Origin of the sequence: Sphingomonas sp. DBB INV C78 (assembly GCF_042693015.1) — a bacterium.
Taxonomy (GTDB): Bacteria; Pseudomonadota; Alphaproteobacteria; order Sphingomonadales; family Sphingomonadaceae; genus Sphingomonas_E.
On record NZ_CP170544.1, the window covers coordinates 3,346,320 to 3,362,221 of the forward strand.

General features: G+C 63.8%; 17 protein-coding genes and 1 tRNA gene. 4 read left to right on the plus strand and 14 right to left on the minus strand.

Features of this window, described 5'->3' with window-relative positions; all coding sequences use genetic code 11:
- Positions 1 to 7: 7 nt before the first annotated feature.
- On the minus strand, positions 8 to 2,920 hold the full coding sequence (gene traA, locus ACFB49_RS15575; RefSeq protein ID WP_380879990.1) for a Ti-type conjugative transfer relaxase TraA: 2,913 nt from the start codon (positions 2,918 to 2,920) through the stop codon (positions 8 to 10).
- A 171-nt stretch (positions 2,921 to 3,091) separates the two neighbouring features.
- Between traA and ACFB49_RS15580 the strand changes: the two genes are divergently transcribed.
- Both ACFB49_RS15580 and ACFB49_RS15585 read left to right on the plus strand, forming a co-directional pair.
- Positions 3,092 to 3,400 carry a conjugal transfer protein TraD gene (locus ACFB49_RS15580; RefSeq protein ID WP_380872160.1) on the plus strand — a complete coding sequence of 103 codons (309 nt, stop codon included), beginning with the start codon at positions 3,092 to 3,094 and terminating at the stop codon, positions 3,398 to 3,400.
- 31 nt (positions 3,401 to 3,431) lie between these two features.
- Positions 3,432 to 3,650, plus strand: a complete 219-nt coding sequence (locus tag ACFB49_RS15585; RefSeq protein ID WP_380872161.1) for a conjugal transfer protein TraD — start codon at positions 3,432 to 3,434, stop codon at positions 3,648 to 3,650.
- A gap of 32 nt (positions 3,651 to 3,682) precedes the next feature.
- Here ACFB49_RS15585 and ACFB49_RS15590 read toward each other — a convergent pair whose 3' ends face one another.
- Positions 3,683 to 4,018: a sigma factor-like helix-turn-helix DNA-binding protein gene (locus tag ACFB49_RS15590; RefSeq protein ID WP_380872162.1), complete on the minus strand. Its 336-nt coding sequence runs from the start codon at positions 4,016 to 4,018 to the stop codon at positions 3,683 to 3,685.
- Entirely contained in the window at positions 4,011 to 4,499 is a 489-nt protein-coding gene (locus tag ACFB49_RS15595) for a hypothetical protein (RefSeq protein ID WP_380872164.1), read from the minus strand. Before ACFB49_RS15595 ends, ACFB49_RS15590 begins: the two co-directional genes overlap by 8 nt.
- A 119-nt stretch (positions 4,500 to 4,618) precedes the next feature.
- Here ACFB49_RS15595 and ACFB49_RS15600 point away from each other — a divergent pair, with 119 nt between their 5' ends.
- Entirely contained in the window at positions 4,619 to 4,825 is a 207-nt protein-coding gene (locus tag ACFB49_RS15600; RefSeq protein WP_380872165.1) for a hypothetical protein, read from the plus strand.
- Between the two features lie 254 nt (positions 4,826 to 5,079).
- A complete protein-coding gene (locus ACFB49_RS15605; protein WP_380872166.1) occupies positions 5,080 to 5,292 on the plus strand; it encodes a helix-turn-helix transcriptional regulator in 213 nt (70 codons plus the stop codon).
- A 33-nt stretch (positions 5,293 to 5,325) separates the two neighbouring features.
- Here the strand turns inward: ACFB49_RS15605 and ACFB49_RS15610 are convergent, their stop codons facing one another.
- From ACFB49_RS15610 to ACFB49_RS15660, 11 genes are all read right to left on the minus strand, one after another.
- Entirely contained in the window at positions 5,326 to 6,654 is a 1,329-nt protein-coding gene (locus ACFB49_RS15610) for a tyrosine-type recombinase/integrase (protein ID WP_380872167.1), read from the minus strand.
- Between the two features lie 198 nt (positions 6,655 to 6,852).
- Positions 6,853 to 6,927: transfer RNA gene (locus ACFB49_RS15615), tRNA-Gln, on the minus strand.
- Between the two features lie 55 nt (positions 6,928 to 6,982).
- Entirely contained in the window at positions 6,983 to 7,894 is a 912-nt protein-coding gene (locus tag ACFB49_RS15620) for a TIGR03619 family F420-dependent LLM class oxidoreductase (RefSeq protein WP_380872169.1), read from the minus strand.
- Positions 7,894 to 9,603, minus strand: coding sequence for an FAD-binding protein (locus ACFB49_RS15625; protein ID WP_380872170.1), 1,710 nt, complete (start codon positions 9,601 to 9,603; stop codon positions 7,894 to 7,896). The genes ACFB49_RS15620 and ACFB49_RS15625 overlap by 1 nt, the downstream gene beginning before the upstream one ends.
- Positions 9,604 to 9,607: 4 nt before the next feature.
- Positions 9,608 to 10,378 (minus strand): SDR family NAD(P)-dependent oxidoreductase, encoded by a 771-nt coding sequence (locus tag ACFB49_RS15630; RefSeq protein WP_380872171.1) that lies wholly within the window; start codon positions 10,376 to 10,378, stop codon positions 9,608 to 9,610.
- A gap of 11 nt (positions 10,379 to 10,389) precedes the next feature.
- Complete coding sequence (locus ACFB49_RS15635) at positions 10,390 to 11,286, minus strand: TIGR03619 family F420-dependent LLM class oxidoreductase (RefSeq protein ID WP_380872172.1); 897 nt, start codon at positions 11,284 to 11,286, stop codon at positions 10,390 to 10,392.
- A gap of 16 nt (positions 11,287 to 11,302) precedes the next feature.
- Positions 11,303 to 12,064 carry an SDR family NAD(P)-dependent oxidoreductase gene (locus tag ACFB49_RS15640; protein WP_380872174.1) on the minus strand — a complete coding sequence of 254 codons (762 nt, stop codon included), beginning with the start codon at positions 12,062 to 12,064 and terminating at the stop codon, positions 11,303 to 11,305.
- A 162-nt stretch (positions 12,065 to 12,226) separates the two neighbouring features.
- On the minus strand, positions 12,227 to 12,670 hold the full coding sequence (locus tag ACFB49_RS15645; protein ID WP_380872175.1) for a nuclear transport factor 2 family protein: 444 nt from the start codon (positions 12,668 to 12,670) through the stop codon (positions 12,227 to 12,229).
- 102 nt (positions 12,671 to 12,772) lie between these two features.
- Positions 12,773 to 13,771 (minus strand): GDP-mannose 4,6-dehydratase, encoded by a 999-nt coding sequence (locus tag ACFB49_RS15650; RefSeq protein WP_380872176.1) that lies wholly within the window; start codon positions 13,769 to 13,771, stop codon positions 12,773 to 12,775.
- Between the two features lie 77 nt (positions 13,772 to 13,848).
- Positions 13,849 to 14,943, minus strand: coding sequence for an NAD(P)/FAD-dependent oxidoreductase (locus ACFB49_RS15655; protein ID WP_380872177.1), 1,095 nt, complete (start codon positions 14,941 to 14,943; stop codon positions 13,849 to 13,851).
- Positions 14,940 to 15,890 carry an alpha/beta fold hydrolase gene (locus ACFB49_RS15660; protein ID WP_380872179.1) on the minus strand — a complete coding sequence of 317 codons (951 nt, stop codon included), beginning with the start codon at positions 15,888 to 15,890 and terminating at the stop codon, positions 14,940 to 14,942. The genes ACFB49_RS15655 and ACFB49_RS15660 overlap by 4 nt, the downstream gene beginning before the upstream one ends.
- Between the last annotated feature and the right edge of the window lie 12 nt (positions 15,891 to 15,902).

Below are 15,902 nucleotides of genomic sequence, written 5' to 3' on the forward strand. Positions count from 1 at the left end.
TCGAGGTCTAGCGCGAAAGCCCACGGTCCTTCGAGCGGTCGAACCATTCTGACAGCGTGTGAGACAATTGGCGCTCTTCGAATACGCGAATTCCAAGCTCCTCCTTGCGCTGCCGGACGAGCGACTCGAGTTGGGGATCGCGCTCCAGCGATTTGGCCATACCGATGACCTCGTCCTGGGCCGCGGCAGCAGCACGCTCCTTGCCAAGCGCCGCAAACCGCTCATAGGCCCGATACTGCCTCCGAAAATCCTCGACGAACCGATCGGCCCGTTTCTCCGGATCGGTTCGGATCTCAGCCTCAAGCTGCATCGCACGTATGGCGTTGGCGGTATTGCCCTTGGCCGCATCCTCGACCAGCGAAGCTTCGCGCCCGAACGCATTGGCCAGATCGTGCGATGCGTGGGGCTTCAGGTTGTCGAGCAGCTCGCGGCTCTTGCGTAGCGCATCCTGCTGATGCGGCAGTGGACTGAGGCCGCGCTGGCGTGTCTGCCTGATATCCGCAGTCGCCCGCGCCAAGCGCTGGACCGCTTGGCCCAGCGCAGCCCCCTCCCCTCGTCCCACAGGACGCGATGGCGTGGGATCAAGCCGCAAGCCGGGAAGCATTCGCTGCTGGGGCTCGGATGGCAGGCGGAGACCCGCGAAGATGCTCTTCCGCTCGAACTTGGGCTCCGGCGTCGGCTGATCGACGTCGCGCCCAAGTCGGATGATCTGGCGGCGGTCAGCGAAATCGCGGACGTGATCGCTCGCCATGTCCTTGGGGCGCTCGCGGCTGAGCGTGCGGATGAGCTTGCCGCGATCGGCAAACTCGTCCTGGCCATAATGAAGATCCACGCTCGACCGATGCCGGGACAGCGCCACATAGGTGGCGTGCCGATCGAGACCGGGTGTGGCCAGCACATGGACGCGATCGACGGTCATTCCCTGGGTCTTGTGGATGGTCGCAGCATAACCATGGTCGAAGTCGGCATAATCCCTGGTGTCGAAGGCCACGCTCCGGCCATCGTCCAGTAACACCGCCATGCGTGTCGGGTTCAGGCTGTCGATTGTTCCCCGCGTGCCATTCTTCACGCCCAGGCTTCGCTCGTTGCGAAGGAACATGATCCGGTCGCCCGCTGCAAACTGACGGCCGCCGCGTGCTGTCTGGATTTCCACATCCTGGCCGAGCCCCCCGGTAGCCCGGACACGCTCCCTCGCCGCCTGGTTGAGTTCAGCCACCTCGGCGCGGGTGTGCGACAGGATGATCCGACTTTCCTCCGGCGCCGCCTGCCGATCGCGGTCCCAACGATCGATCAGGCTTGCTCGCGCTACTTCGCGTGTGGTGGCGGGATGGACATGACCCGCTTCGTCATAGGCAAGGATGGCCTCACCGGTGCGCCCCGTTGCAAGGTGGCGCGTGGCGTTACGCTGCCAGCCTTCGCGCTGCCGGCGGATCTCGCTGATCTCGACGCTGCCATGCCGTTCCGTGACCGAACGGAAGGCAGCACCCGCCTCGATCGCCTGAAGCTGTTCGGCATCGCCAACCAGCACCAGCTTGGCGCCGCGCTTCTGAGCCTCGCGCACCACGCGCTCCATCTGGCGCGCGCCCACCATGCCGGCCTCGTCGATGACCAGCACATCGCGCGATGACAGGAGATCGCGTCCTGCCGCCCATTGATGTTCGGCACTCGCGATCGTTCGTGATGCGATGCCCGATCCATGTTCGAGATTTTCGGCGGCGATCCCGGACAAGGCGAGCCCCGTCACCCGATAGCCTTCGGCTTCCCACGCATCCCGCGCGACCCCGAGCATCGCCGACTTGCCGCTGCCGGCATAGCCGATGACGCTGACCAGGCCATCGTGACGCATGAGCCGTTCAAGTGCGGTGCGCTGCTCATCCCCCAGCACCAGACCTTGCGCGGCACTTGCCGCGAGCGCCCGATCGATCCGCTGGCGGGCGACACCACGATCCGTCCGTTCGACCAGCGCATCGACGCCGCGCTCCAGCCGGCGTTCGACCTCCAGCATCTCGCGACTGGTGAACCGGACCTCGCCACGCCCGTCCTTGCCAAGCTCGATCAGATCCGGCGACGCTCTCACCGCTGCCATCACCTGTTCGAACTGCTCCCTCCCCTCGCTGTGGCGATGGACGAACATGGCGAGGTCGCGCTTGGTGAAGGTCGCCTGATGGTGCGTGATCGCGTCGAGGGCGAGGGATGGATTGGCGATGATCTTCTCGCCATTGGCGCGCGCAATCGCATGGTGCTCTGCGAGGCGCTCCGGATCGAGGCCCTTCGCCGCCATGCGCGAGGCCGCCGGACCAATCTTGTGCTGCGGCTCAAGGTCGATTCCTTGGGCTTCTAGCGATCGGTGATCGACCCGCGCGTCGATATCGAGTTCGGCCAGCCGCTCGTTGACATGGTCGGCCCAGGCCTCGCGCCAATGCTCCAGCAGGGAATTGGCATTCCACTCGCGAACCTTCGGACCAAATCGATCCTCTTCGATGGCGCGCATCGTGAGCATGACATGGGCGTGGGGCTTCGGTTGCCCGTCGCTGCCCATGTCCCAATGCACATTGAGATCGGCGACTATGCCGCGCTCGACAAATTCCCGCGCGACGAACTCGCGGGCGAGCCGAATGCCCTCGGCGTGGTCCAGCTCACGTGGAATGGCGAACTCGACCTCGCGGGCAAGCTGCGCGTCTTTGCGAACCTCCGCCGCCTCGACCGCATTCCAGAGTTTCTCGCGATCCTGCCACGCCTCCGGCGCGCCGTTCGGCAGCAGCACTTCGGAATGGACGACGCCGGCCTTGTTGGAGAAGTCGTGATGACGATCGAGCCGCTCGTCATAGAGCCGGGTGGCAGCGCGATAGGCCGAAGATGCGAGCGCAGACGAGCCGTTGGCGCGGCTGATGACTTTTGCGGAGAAGTGGTAGATCGCCATGGCGGCAATCCATTTACACTTCTGAAGCGACGTCGGCACGACGTATAAGCGCGCCCTCAAAAGATTTCATCAATTTCGGGACTGCATTGTCTCACGAGATTTCAGGCGGTTGTGGCTGATCGAGTGCTGCGATAACTGGAATGCCCACTTGCATTACGAGGCTGGGCGACGATGCGTAAACCGCGGGACTATGACGCCGAACTGAAAGCGCTCGACGACAAGGCCAGGAAGCTCAAGGAGCGGCGCGTGCGCCAGTTGGGCGAACTGGTGATTGCATGCGGTGCCGACGCGCTATCATCCGAACAGCTTGCCGGCGCGCTCCTGTCACTGAAGGATGCCAGCACACAAACGAAGGAGGCGTGGCGCTCGCGCGGCGCGGCTTTCTTTCGCGGCGAGAAGGCAAAGCCAGCTCGCAAGACTGGAGAGAAGCCGAATGGCACTTTGCCGCTCGATCTCCCGCCGCCATCGCCTCGAGCTTGAACGTGCTCGAACTGATACGCGCGAGTGGGTCGTGAAGCGGCGCGAGCGGACGCGCCAGCTGATCGAACTAGGTGGCCTCGTCACCAAGGCCGGGCTTGTCGAACTCACCGATGATGATCGCGCCACGCTCTACGGCGCGTTCCTCGCAGTTGCCGCACGTCTCCGAAGCGAGGATCGCGAACAATCGCTTCTGCTCTGGCGCAGGCGCGGCAAGCGGGCGTTCGACAGCGAGGAATCAAATGCTCGCTGACGAACGCCCGCCGTCACCAACGGATTGAGGCTCTACCGCCTTGTCCCGATGCCAAGTCGGCGATCATGCTTCTGTCTTACGTAGCTCGCCCAGGCCGCGCGCCACTGTCGGCATGTCGGTCGAAGCGTCCCGATGACCGAAACCTCTTCATCCACGGCTTCGACATAGATTTGATAAAGTGCAGCACCCATGCGGTTGGTCACTTCATCCACGCTGACGCCACAGCGCCAACCGATGTCGTCATAAGTGAGATCGTCCAGTCGACTGAGCAGGAATATGGTCCTTGTCAGCCGCGGCAAGTGCTCGATCGCCACACCGATCCGCGCGCGCAGCGCATCCCGATCCAGGCCGAGGTGGGCCTCAGTCATGATCGACAGCCTCCTGACGGTTGGAGCTGCGCTCCCACAGAACCAACCCTCGGTCGAACTTTTCGGCGAGGAAGCGATTGCCGCCATCGCGCCAGCGTTCAACCTCGTCGGACGTGAACACCGAAAGGTCGACCGTCGCCCTGCCCGCAAGCTCAGTGGCTAAGGCGTGTCGGGCTTTGCCCCAATGACGATTGCGACCGCGATACTGTGGGAAATCGACGAAGGCCCAAAGCTCGTATTCGTTAATCTGGCCCGTTTCGCGGTCTGGCCCACGCGACCGTCTGGCAAACTCGCCAACAATCATGAGCCGATGAAGGACTCCCTTTTTGGGAGAGCGCTTTCGGCGGTCCTCAAAACAGCAGCGGAGGAGACGAACGGCTCGCTCGATTTCCTGCTGCTTGCGCGGAATCAGGTGCGCCAGGCGCTCTCGCACCGGCAGATCGCGCCGTAGGTCGCACGCAAGCCTTTCGGGTCTGTTCATCGTTCGCCTCCATCGCGTTCGCACTGTGGGGCCGTGCGCACATGATCGTGGCTTGCCTATAAACGATATCGTAAATAGAGTAAACGATATCGTTTATTGCTTATGTGGAGCGCGATCGCATGAAAGTCTTGGATATCGTCATTTTGCCGCATACGAGCGACGACATGGGACGCCCGCCGCTCGGCATGAAACAGACGACGATCCGCCTGCCAGCGGAGACGATCCGGCGTATCGAGGCGGTGGAAGGCAAGCCGCGCCAGCTTGCCAGCTTCATCCGCGAGGCGATCGAAAACGAACTTCTCCGCCGCGAAAAGAGCAAGGATTGAGCCTGCTTTCGTCGAAGTGATTCGCGGTTAGCGCCCTAGGGCTGCCGCAAAACCGCGATCTGCACTTCGCATGAGACGTCCTGAGACGAACCAACAAAATATTTTTACCGGACCGCCTGATACTGCTGGGGTCTTATACGGACTCCCTGGGTCTTGTTTCCTGATCTATCCGGACGTTGACCGCGATGGACTGACCTTGATTGATTCTAGACTTTGATCATCTTGGGCTGCCCTCCTGTTTTGCAGGAACAGCCATGTCCGACAATCCCGATCGCTTCCTTCGCCTGCCCACTGTCCTTGAGCGTACCGGCCTCAGTCGCTCAACCCTCTACCGCAAGATCGAACGCGGCACCTTTCCAAAGGGCGTCGCAATCAGCACGCGCTGCACCGGCTGGCGGGAATCCTCCGTCGCCGCGTGGATGCGCAACCCGATCTATTATCATGTCGACGATGCGCCCTCGCCTTGAGTGAGGGCCGAGCGTCAGCGAGGCCAGGAAGAGTCAGCCGGCGCACGATAGACCTGCGGACGCCGGCTGATCATCCCATGGCAACATGACGGACGAAGCCCGCGGCGCCTGGGGCGTCGCGAGCAGCGACGGCATAGTGTTGCCCTCCTGGCCCGCCTTCTCGGCCGCCTCCAGATAGTCTGCCCACCATTGCATCATCGGGCGGCGGTGCTGGAGGTAGCGCGCGGAGTTATAGGCGGCGCGGACGCCGCGCGGCTGGTGCGCAAGCTGGTGCTCGATCCAGTCGCCCTCGAACTTGCCACTCTCGTTGAGGACGGTGCTGGCCAGCCCCCGGAACCCGTGGACCGTCGCCTTTCCGCGAAGCCCCAGCCGATACATGATGTCGAGCATCCGGTTCTCGCTGATGACGAACGACCGCGCACTAGCCACGGGAAACAGGAAACGTCCGAGCCGCATGTTCCCAGCCTTGCGAAAGACATTCATCCCGTGAATTTCGCGCAAGGTCGCTACCGCCTGCCGGGAGAGGGGTACGAGATGCTCGGATCGCATCTTCATGCGCTCCGGTGGAATGCGCCAGAGCGGTTCGGCGCCGTCGAGATCCTCGAACTCGCACCATTCTGCAAAGCGCGTCTCCTGGGTGCGCACCATCGTCAGCATCGTCCAGCGGAGCGCCAGGTGGCTCATGCGTTCGCCTCCATCGGCATTCAGCCTCCGGAAGAAGTCCGGAAGCTCGCGCGCACTTACCTTGGCGCGATGCTGAACAGGCTTCGGCCTGGTCATGGCCGCGGTGAGATCACGACATGGGTCGCTCTCACACCGGCCATCTGGAATGGCGTAGCGGAATATCTCGCTGAGATGGTTCTTGACCCGATGCGCCATTTCGACGGCGCCGCGCGCCTCGATCCGGCGGACCACGTCAAGAATGGCGCGCGGTGCGATCGCGCTGATCTCGGTCGACCCGAGATAGGGGAACACGTCCGCCTCAAGGCGCCCGACGACAAGAGCCGCATAGCGTGGCGACCATCCGAGCGTCCGCGTTTCCAGCCACTCGCGCGCGACATCCTCGAAGCTGTTGGAGACGCTCGTCGCCAACAGCGACCTGTCGGCCTTGCGTTCGGCCGAAGGATCAAGGCCGCGGGCGAGCTGCGCCTTGGCGGCATCGCGCCAGCTTCGTGCCGCCCTAATTCCGATTTGCGGATAGCGCCCGCCCGACAAAAGCTTCTGCTTGCCGTCGAAACGATAGGCGAACCGCCAATATTTCTTCCCGTCTGGCTGGACGAGGATGAACAGGCTGCCGCCGTCGGCCTTTTTGTAAGGCCGCTCGGCAGGCTTCATGGCCTTGAGCGCGATGTCGGTCAGCATGGTATCCAGCCTCGAATCCCGTGCGTGACGGGGGTTGTTGGTAGGCGCTGAAGTTCTACCAACAAATTGCCATCGCTGGCGGTGGGCTGCAAGGGGGGCACCCGGCACGTCATGAGACCAAAACCCGCCAAAATGGCGGGTTTGTCGGGTCATTCTGAGCTGTCTTGGAGGGGTCTGAACCTGTGTGAAATCAGGGTCTGGCTGGGGCGGCAGGATTCGAACCTGCGAATGCCGGTACCAAAAACCGGTGCCTTACCACTTGGCGACGCCCCAATAGCGCGGGAGGCGCCCTTATAGCGACCGAAACCCCCTTGAAAAGGGGGATCGATCAGCTTGCGAGCGATGCCTTGAACGCGGCCAGTTTCTCCACCAGCGCCTCCGCCCCGGCGCGGTCGCGAGCGAAGTGGAGCGGGAAGAGTTCGATCTCGGTGACGCCCGCCTCGATCATCTCACGGGCATTGTCGAGCGTGCGGCTCATATCCAGCCGGCCGTCATCGCCCTTCACCGCGCGGGGGACGGCGCGAACCATCAGGCTGTCGGGATCACGGCCGCGTTCGGCAAAGGCGGCACGAAGTTTTTCGATGCCTTCCCTTATGCTCGGCACGTCGGCCTGGATGGGCAGCCAGCCATCGGCATGATCGGCAATGCGCGCGACGTTGCGATCATTGGGCGCGATGCCGAGCATGATCGGAATGCGGTCACCCTGCACCGGGAAGGGCCGGCTGTGAATGCGATCGAAGCTCACCATCTTGCCATGGAAGGCGGCCGGCGCGTCACGCCATAGCGTGCGGCAGACCTGGATCTGTTCGATCATCAGGCCGAAGCGCCCCTCCCAGGGCACGCCGCTCGCTTCATATTCCTCTTTCTGCCAGCCGACGCCGAGGCCGATCGAGACGCGGCCGCCGGAGATCACGTCGAGCGTCGCCAGTTGCTTGGCGAGCAGCACCGCCGGGCGCAGCGGCGAGATCAGCACCGCCGTCTGCAACCGCAGTCGCTTCGTCGCGAGCGCAATGGCGGAAAGCAAAGTGATCGGCTCCCACCACGGCCAATCGAGCGGCATCGGAAAGGGGCCATAGGGATATTTATCGAGCGCTTCGCCCATCACGACATGATCGGTGAGGGTGACGCCGTCGACGCCCATCTCCTCCGCGACGGCCAACCATTCGACCGCAGCGCGAATGTCGCCCCCGAACAAGGTTTCAAGGCCGATCAGGCCGAGGCTGACGCGAATATCGGACATCAGACGTTCGCCTTGGCGACATGGCGCGCCGCGCGGCGGCCGGAAAATACGCAATCGGCATAGGACAGACCGGAGACATAGGTCTGCGAGGCAATGCCGACGGCGGTGCGGCCGGCGGCATAAAGGCCCGCGATCGGCACGCCCTTCTCGTTGAGTACCTGCCCCGTATTCTCCTCGACGCGCAGGCCGCCGAAGGTGATGACCGGCAGCGGCAGGAAGCGGCTCGCGATCGAAATGTCCATGGCGTAGAAAGGCCCCTGCTCGATCGGCTGCATATCGGCCGGCTCCTTCTCGAACCGATCGGGCTCCTCGCCACGGGCCGCACGATTATAGGCGCCGATCGTTCCCTTGATCGTCTCCCGATCCAGCCCGATGCGATCGGCCAGCGCCTCGATCGTCGGCGCCTTCTTATAGTTGGCGATAAGGTTGAGCAGCGTCACATCGCGCTGGAACGGCACGAGGATGGGATCGAACGCCTGCTTGAACGCCTGCTTGCGCAAGGCCGCGTCATAGATCAGCCAGCCTGACCCACCATGATGGTCGACGATATGTTCGCCCATGGTGGCGCCATAGACGGTCTCGTCAACGAAGCGTTCACCCCTGGCATTGACGACGATCGCGTCGGACCATGCCTTGGGCGGGTTGATGAAGCGCCAGGCGGATACCTTACCCATCAGCGCGGTCGATCCGCCCGCCGTCATCCCCATGACGATGCCCGAACCCTGATCGCCGAGCGTACCATTGGGCATGCCGGCAGAATAAGCCGGCGCATAATGCTGTACCATCTTCGGGTTCATGATGAACCCGCCGGTGGACAGCAGCACTCCTTCCTTGGCACGAATCCAGCGAGTCTCGCGGCCATGCGCCTCGATCTGCATCGCCTTTTTCAGATAATGATTGCCGATGCCGATGGTGATCGCGGCGAAGGGCAATGCCGGTGGCAGCATCGCCAGGAAGACGTTCGCGCGGCGGATATATTTGATGAAATCGCGCGCATCCTGTGATCCTTCGGGGATCGACAGCACCTTGACGCCGACGACGCGGCCATTGCTGTCGATCGCGAGTTGTCGCGCTTCGGTGAGTTGGCGGAACCTCAAGCCATGCTTGAGCGCGGAATCGCGCAAGGGGTTGTAGATGCCGATGCCGACACCCCATGCCTTCTTGCCGTTGAGGATATTGGCGCGGTGGCCCCGCGCGGCAGGCTTCGCGACCTTGCGGTAGCGCGCGACCAGCGTGTTGTCCGGGTGATAGAGGAAGCGATCGAGCGGCGGATAGCTCGCTTTCTTCTTCCACACCGTGCCTTTCAGCTTGGCGCCGTGCTGCAGTATCCAGTCGACGGTCGAGACGCTCTCGTCGACGAACTTCCGAAGCGTGGAGTCGGCGACGACCTCGCCGGCCTCCATCTTCAGATATTTATACATCTCTTCCGGCGTGTCTTCCTCGCCGGCTTCCTTCTGGATGACGGTGCCGCCGCCGGCATAGAAGATGCCGCCATTGGCAGCGGTCGACCCGCCACCTTCATAGCGATCGACGGCGATGACCGAGAGGCCGCGCTCCAGCCCTTCCAGTGCGGCGGAGACCCCCGCACCGCCCAGGCCGACGACGACGAGATCGGCCTCCTCATCCCATTTGTGGGACGAGACATGGTCGAGGATCAACGGATCCTCGACATCGAGACCGACCTCCTGGGCCTTCGCCGCCGTCGCCATTCGATCAGACCCCGAAGCCGCCGGAAACCGAAATCGTCTGGCCCGTCACATATTGCGCGCGGTTCGAACAGAAGAAGACCGCCGCCTGGCCGATATCCTCGGGCTGGCCCCAGCGCTTGAGCGCGAGCAGCTTGTGGGTCTCCTTCACCCATGCCTCGTCGAACACGCCCTGCTTGGTAAGTTCATGGAACATGCCCGCGTCGATGACGCCGACGAGAACCGAGTTGGCGCGGATCTCGTGCTTGCCCTCTTCCTTGGCGATGCCCTTGATCAGCGCCTCGTTCGCAGCCTTGGGCGCGACCGAAAGCCCGTCCATCGCCGGCCACCAATCATGCCCGGCAGAACCCAGATGGACGAAGGAGCCGCCGCCATTGGCGCGGAAATGCTCGATCAGCACCTGCGATGCGGTGAAAAAGCCGAACACCTCGACCTCGATCGCGTTGCGGTAATGATCCTGGGTCCATTCGGCGATGTGGATCTGCGGCACCAGCGGGCCTGCACCCCACACCATCGAATGGACGCGGCCATGCTCCTTGGCGGCTGCGGCGACAGCGGCTTCGACCTGCGCCTTGTCCCGCACATCGACCTGATGGATCGACGCCTTCACGCCATGCGCGCGTATCGCCTCGGCAGTCTTTTCAGCGACGTCCTGCTTGGAGCGATAGCAGATCGCGACGGCAGTGCCGGACTTGGCGAATTCGATCGCGACACCCTGGCCGATGCCGCCGCTGCCGCCGAACACCATCACCGCGCCTTCGGGAAAATCCTTGCTCATTCCATTGTCTCCTATGAATTCTTGGCGATGATGCGATCGGCATAACGGCTGATCGCGTCCTTCTTGACTTGAAGCCTGGTGAAATCCGCGCCGTCGTCGGTGAAGCGTTCGACGTCCCAGGGCGTCGGCAGCCACGGGATTGCGGAAAGCTCGCCGCCTACCTCATCGAGTTGCCGCACGGCATCGGCCGTCAAGGGTTCTGCCAGCGAAAACATCATGCGCATCCCGTCGGCCGGCAGGCCCTGCTCGACACGGAGAGCACGCAGCGCGGCAGCCGTCTCGAGATTCTGCGCGACCGTCATCGGCAAACCGAGCCACCCGTCGTTGCGCGCCGCGCGGCGCAGCGCGGCCTTGGCCGATCCGCCACACATGATCGGCACAGGCCGCACGGGTGCCGGACGCATCATCACATCCTGGAAGTCGAAAAACTCGCCGTCATGGCTGACATTGTCGCCAGTCCACAGCTTGCGCATCACGGCTATCATCTCGTCCATGCGCCGTCCGCGCGTCTCGAAGGGCACGCCGACCGCGTCATATTCTTCCTTCAGCCAACCGGCCGAAATGCCGCACAGCGCGCGGCCGGACGAAAAGACGTCTACCGTGGAGATGGCGCGCGCGGCCGTGAAGGGATCGCGCAACGCGGCGAGATAGATATTGGTGGCAAGCTCGATGCGCTTGGTGCCCGCACCGATCACGCCCAGCGTCACCCACGGGTCCGGCCAGGGGGTTTCGATCGGCCAGAACCATTCGCCATCCTGCGAATAGGGATATTTGGTGTCGAACTTCGTCGGCATGACGAGGTGGTCGGCCACGGTCACTCCGTGAAAACCGCACGCCTCGGCATGTTGGGACAGCTCGACCAACTGATCGAGCTCCGCCACCGCCATCAGAACCAGCCAGAATTTCATGACGTCTTATCCCCGATCAATCGAAATTGGCCTGGCCGCCGTCGAGCGGCATCGTCATGCCGGTGACGTAGCGGGCATCGTCGCCGCACAGGAACACGACCGCGCGGCCGATATCATTGGCGCAGTCGCCGATCCGGCCGAGCGGCACGGTCTTCTTGAATTCAGCCGCCTCTTCCGGCCGATCGCGCTCCCACCCTTCAAGCGCCGGCGACAGTGCGAAGGGCGCGACCGCGTTGACGCGGATATTGTCCGGGCCCCACTCGGCGGCGGCCGCACGGGTCAGCGATCGGATCGCCTGCTTCACCGCGGCATAGGTGCCATAGCTCGACATGTCCCAGCGGACCGCCGCCGCGGTGGCGAGATTGATGATCGCGCCGCGGCCGGATTTCTTGAGATGGGGATGCGCCGCCTTCATGAAACGGAAGGTGGCGAGCGGGCCGGATTCGAAACCGGCGATGAAACCCTCGTCGCTCTGGTCGAGCAGCGGCCCGAGAAACACTTCCTGCGCATTGTTCACCAGGATGTCGATGCCGCCAAGCTCGCGCACCACCGTATCAACGATGCGGGCGATATCGGCCGGATCCTTGACGTCGCCCTGGATCGACAGCGCCTTGCCGCCAAGCGCCTTAATCTTGGCGACGGTATCGTGCAGCTTCGCCTCGGTCCGCCCGGTAACGGCGACCGATGCGCCCTCGCGCGCCAGTTCCAGAGCGATGCCCTGGCCTACGCCCTGCCCCGCGCCGGTGACGATTGCCACGCGCCCTTCGAGAATGCCCATCCGACCTCTCCCCCGCCAACGCGGTTTGCGTATTCCCGTGGCCGGAATATCGCTCGTTCCGCCGCTGAGGGTCTAGATGAGCGCCACCTTGCGGAAAAGTCCAGACTCGGGATTACGGAAAGCGATGGCCCGATCAGTGAATTATGGCACCGCTGACGGCGTTCAACCGGTGATGCCGTTCCCCGGCTTCACCGCCTTGAGCTCAGTCCAGTCGATCAGCAGGGTACGCGATGCGATTTTCCACGCGCCGGCCTCGCGGCGGAACTCGTCCTGATAGCGGATCGACCACATATCATTGCTGGCCGTGCCATCATCATTGACGGTGATGTGATTGGCGTAGCTCTTGGTTTCGCCCTTCGCGCCGTCGCCGCTGACGGTCACGTCTTGCGACAACACCTGATGCAGGGTCCGCTGGAACATCTGTTCGAGCATTGCCGGAATATTGCGAATGCTGTCGATCCCTTCCATCCGGTTATATGGCGTCACGATCACGGCATCGTCGGTGAACAGGGCGGCAAAGCGCTCGCCGTCGCCCGCGTCCCCGGCAATGGTATAGTCCTCAACCAGCGCGCGAATGGCTGCGCGGTCCTGTGCGGCGTCGCTCATCGGAACATCCTTCCTTGTCTGCGGCGCTTGTTCCGGCGCGCCGGCGTCAAGGCAAGGGCGATCGGGCGAATGGCCCGATTGCCGCCTGATCCATGTCCCTAATCAGATAGTGTGATAGCCGCGGTACCATTCCACGAAGCGCGGAATGCCGACCTCGATGCTCGTCGTCGGCGCGAAACCCAGGTCGCGCTGGATCGCCGAGATATCGGCATAGGTTTCCTTGACGTCGCCCGGCTGCATTGGCTGGAAATCGCGGATCGCAGGCTTACCGCAGGCAGCTTCGACAAGGTCGATCAGCTTGCCAAGCTCTTCCGATCGGTGATTGCCGATATTGTAGACGCGGTGGGGCGAACGGCTGCCGCCCGCCTTTTCCGCGCCATCATCGGACGGCGGATTATCAAGCGACGCGACCACGCCGGTGACGATATCGTCGATGTAGGTGAAGTCGCGGCGCATATCGCCACCGTTGAAGACCTTGATCGGCCGGCCGGACAGGATCGCATCGGTGAACAGCCACACCGCCATGTCGGGACGTCCCCACGGCCCATAAACCGTGAAGAAACGCAAACCCGTCAGCGGAATGCGATAGAGATGGGCATAGGTCTCGCTGATCAGCTCATCAGCCTTCTTGGTCGCGGCATAAAGCGAGATCGGATGATCGACCCGATCCTCGACCCGGAAGGGCAGCGTGTCGTTCGCGCCATAGACCGAAGAGGACGACGCGTAGACCATCGGCACGCCGGGCCGCTCGCGCGCGACCTCCAGCATGTTGAGATGCCCGACGAGATTGGCTTGCGCATAAGCGCGCGGATTTTCGATCGAGTAGCGCACGCCGGGCTGCGCGCCGAGATGGACGATGCCGGAGATGTCGGTGCCGGCCAGCGCCGATGCCAGCGCTTCATGATCGGCGAAATCGACCTGCGCAAAGCGGAAAGCGTCGCCATGCCGGGCCTGCAGATCGGCGATGCGGTCCTGCTTCAGGCCGACCTGATAATAGCTATTGAGGCTGTCGATGCCGAGGACGCGTTCGCCGCGCGCGAGCAGGCGATGGCAGGCATGGAAGCCGATAAACCCCGCGGCGCCGGTCACGAGAATCGTCATTCCGCCCTACCCCCTGTCTCACATTCGGTTGTAGTCATTGGCGAAACTGCATGACGGACGCAATCGCCGCTCCTGTCCTACCGAAAACGTGTCGGCGAATAGCGCGCCGGATCGATCGAGCTGACGGGTTCCGGCAAGGACCGCCCCATGACCAGCGCCGCGCCAATCATGGCGGCGGCAGGTGCGGTCTGGATGCCGAAGCCGCCCTGTCCGGCGAACCAGAAGAAGCCGGGCGCGCGGTCGTCAAAGCCATAAACCGGCGCGCGGTCGGGCGCGAAACTGCGCAGCCCGGCCCAGGCATGCTCCTTGACGATGCTGCGGCACAGACCGAGCCGTTCGTAACGGTCGATCGCGATCGCAACATCGATTTCCTCTGGCGCGGCGTCGCAGGCCGCACTCGGCGCCTCGTCATGCGGGGAGAGCCACAGCCGCCCGCCCGCCTCCGGCTTGAAGTAGAAACGGCCGAGCGCGTCGACGACCAGCGGAAGATCGGAAGAAGCCGGCGGGTCCACGGCAAGCTGCACGATGGTGCGGCGATACGGCGTTATGACGATCGGGCCGGCGCCAGCCATCGCGGCGATTTCGCTGGCCCAGGCGCCGGCCGCGTTGATCAGGATTGCCGCCTCGACCAAGCCGGCGCGCGTTTCGATGCGCCAGCCGCCGCTACCTTTCTCGATTGCCATAACCGCGGCATCGGCAAGCAGATCGACACCGGCCTGCCGCGCAATGCCGAGATAATGGGTGTGAAGCGCAGCCACGTCGATATCCGAACAGGTGGGCTCGGCCAGGCCGATCCGCCACTCCGCCGCCAGCCCCGGAAGCACGGTTTCGAGCCTCGCGCGATCGACGGGGTGAAGCGCAACGCCGCTATCCGCAAATTCCGCCTGCATCTTCGCGAGCGCGGCTTCGCCCTCGGCATCGGCGATGTGCAACGCGCCCCTGTCCCGCAGGAAACCGCCCTTGCGCAGCCAATCGCCCGAAGCCGTCGTCAATGGCTGCACCGCCGGGCCGCCATATGTTTCCGACCAGAAGGCCGCGGAGCGCCCCGTGGCATGATAACCCGGCCGGCTCTCGCCCTCGATCAGCACGACCCGCGCCGTCGATCCGATTTCGGCGGCAATCGAGGCGCCCGCCATGCCCGCACCGACAATGGCGATATCGGCGCGGATCAAGCGACCGTCTCCAGAAACGCGTCGATCGCGGCGAAGACTTCAGCCAGCACGTCATCCGATTCGCGCAGCAATTCATGCGCGGCACCTGGGAACCAGCGCAGTTCGGCTTGGGGCAGCCTTGCCGCGGCATTGCGGATGGCATCGGCCGCGACCAGACCATCCTGCGGCGTGGCAACGATCAGCAAGGGCGTCTGCACGCATTCCAGCACGCCCGGCGATGCGAGTCGCGCCATGGATTCCGCGCCCGCCCGCATCCAGCCCCAGCTCGGTGCGCCGACGGCGAGTTCGGGATGGCGCGACCGCCACCACAATTCGTCGGCATAGCGTTCCGCGCTATGCGTCAGGTTGCGCTGGCGGTGGGCCGGCACGGCTTCCGGCCCCCGTCTGCCGCCCCACACCGATCGTTCCGTAAGACCGAGCCGGCAAGCCATGCGCGAAATCCACAGGACCGCGCGCGCCGATAACGGTCCGGCCGCATAGCCCAGCATCGGCGCCGCCAGCACCGCGGCATCGACCGCCGGCCGCCGTTCGGCCAGCAGGCGCAGGACGAGGTGCCCGCCCATCGAATGGCCCATCAGCACATGCGGCCCAGGCCGATCCGCGATCCACTGCGTCACCACGGCATCGAGATCGTCGAGCCAGCGATCGAAACTGTCGGCATGGCCGATAGCGGTGTTGGCGAGGAGGCGACCCGAGCCGCCCTGCCCCCGCCAATCGAAGCCGCTGACATGCCATCCCTGGTCACGCCAGTGCGCGATCGCCTCCAGATATTTCTCGATGAAATCGCCGCGTCCGCCCTGAAACAGCAGGCTGCCGCACGTCGCCAAGCCGGGAGCTGCCGGCCAATCGAATCGCCGGACCGTCCAGCCGTCCGCCGCCTTCCACTCGCTGACCGCCATATCCGGCGGCAAACTGCGCCATTTTTCGCGTTCCAGATGCTTCGGCATGTCCATCGGGGC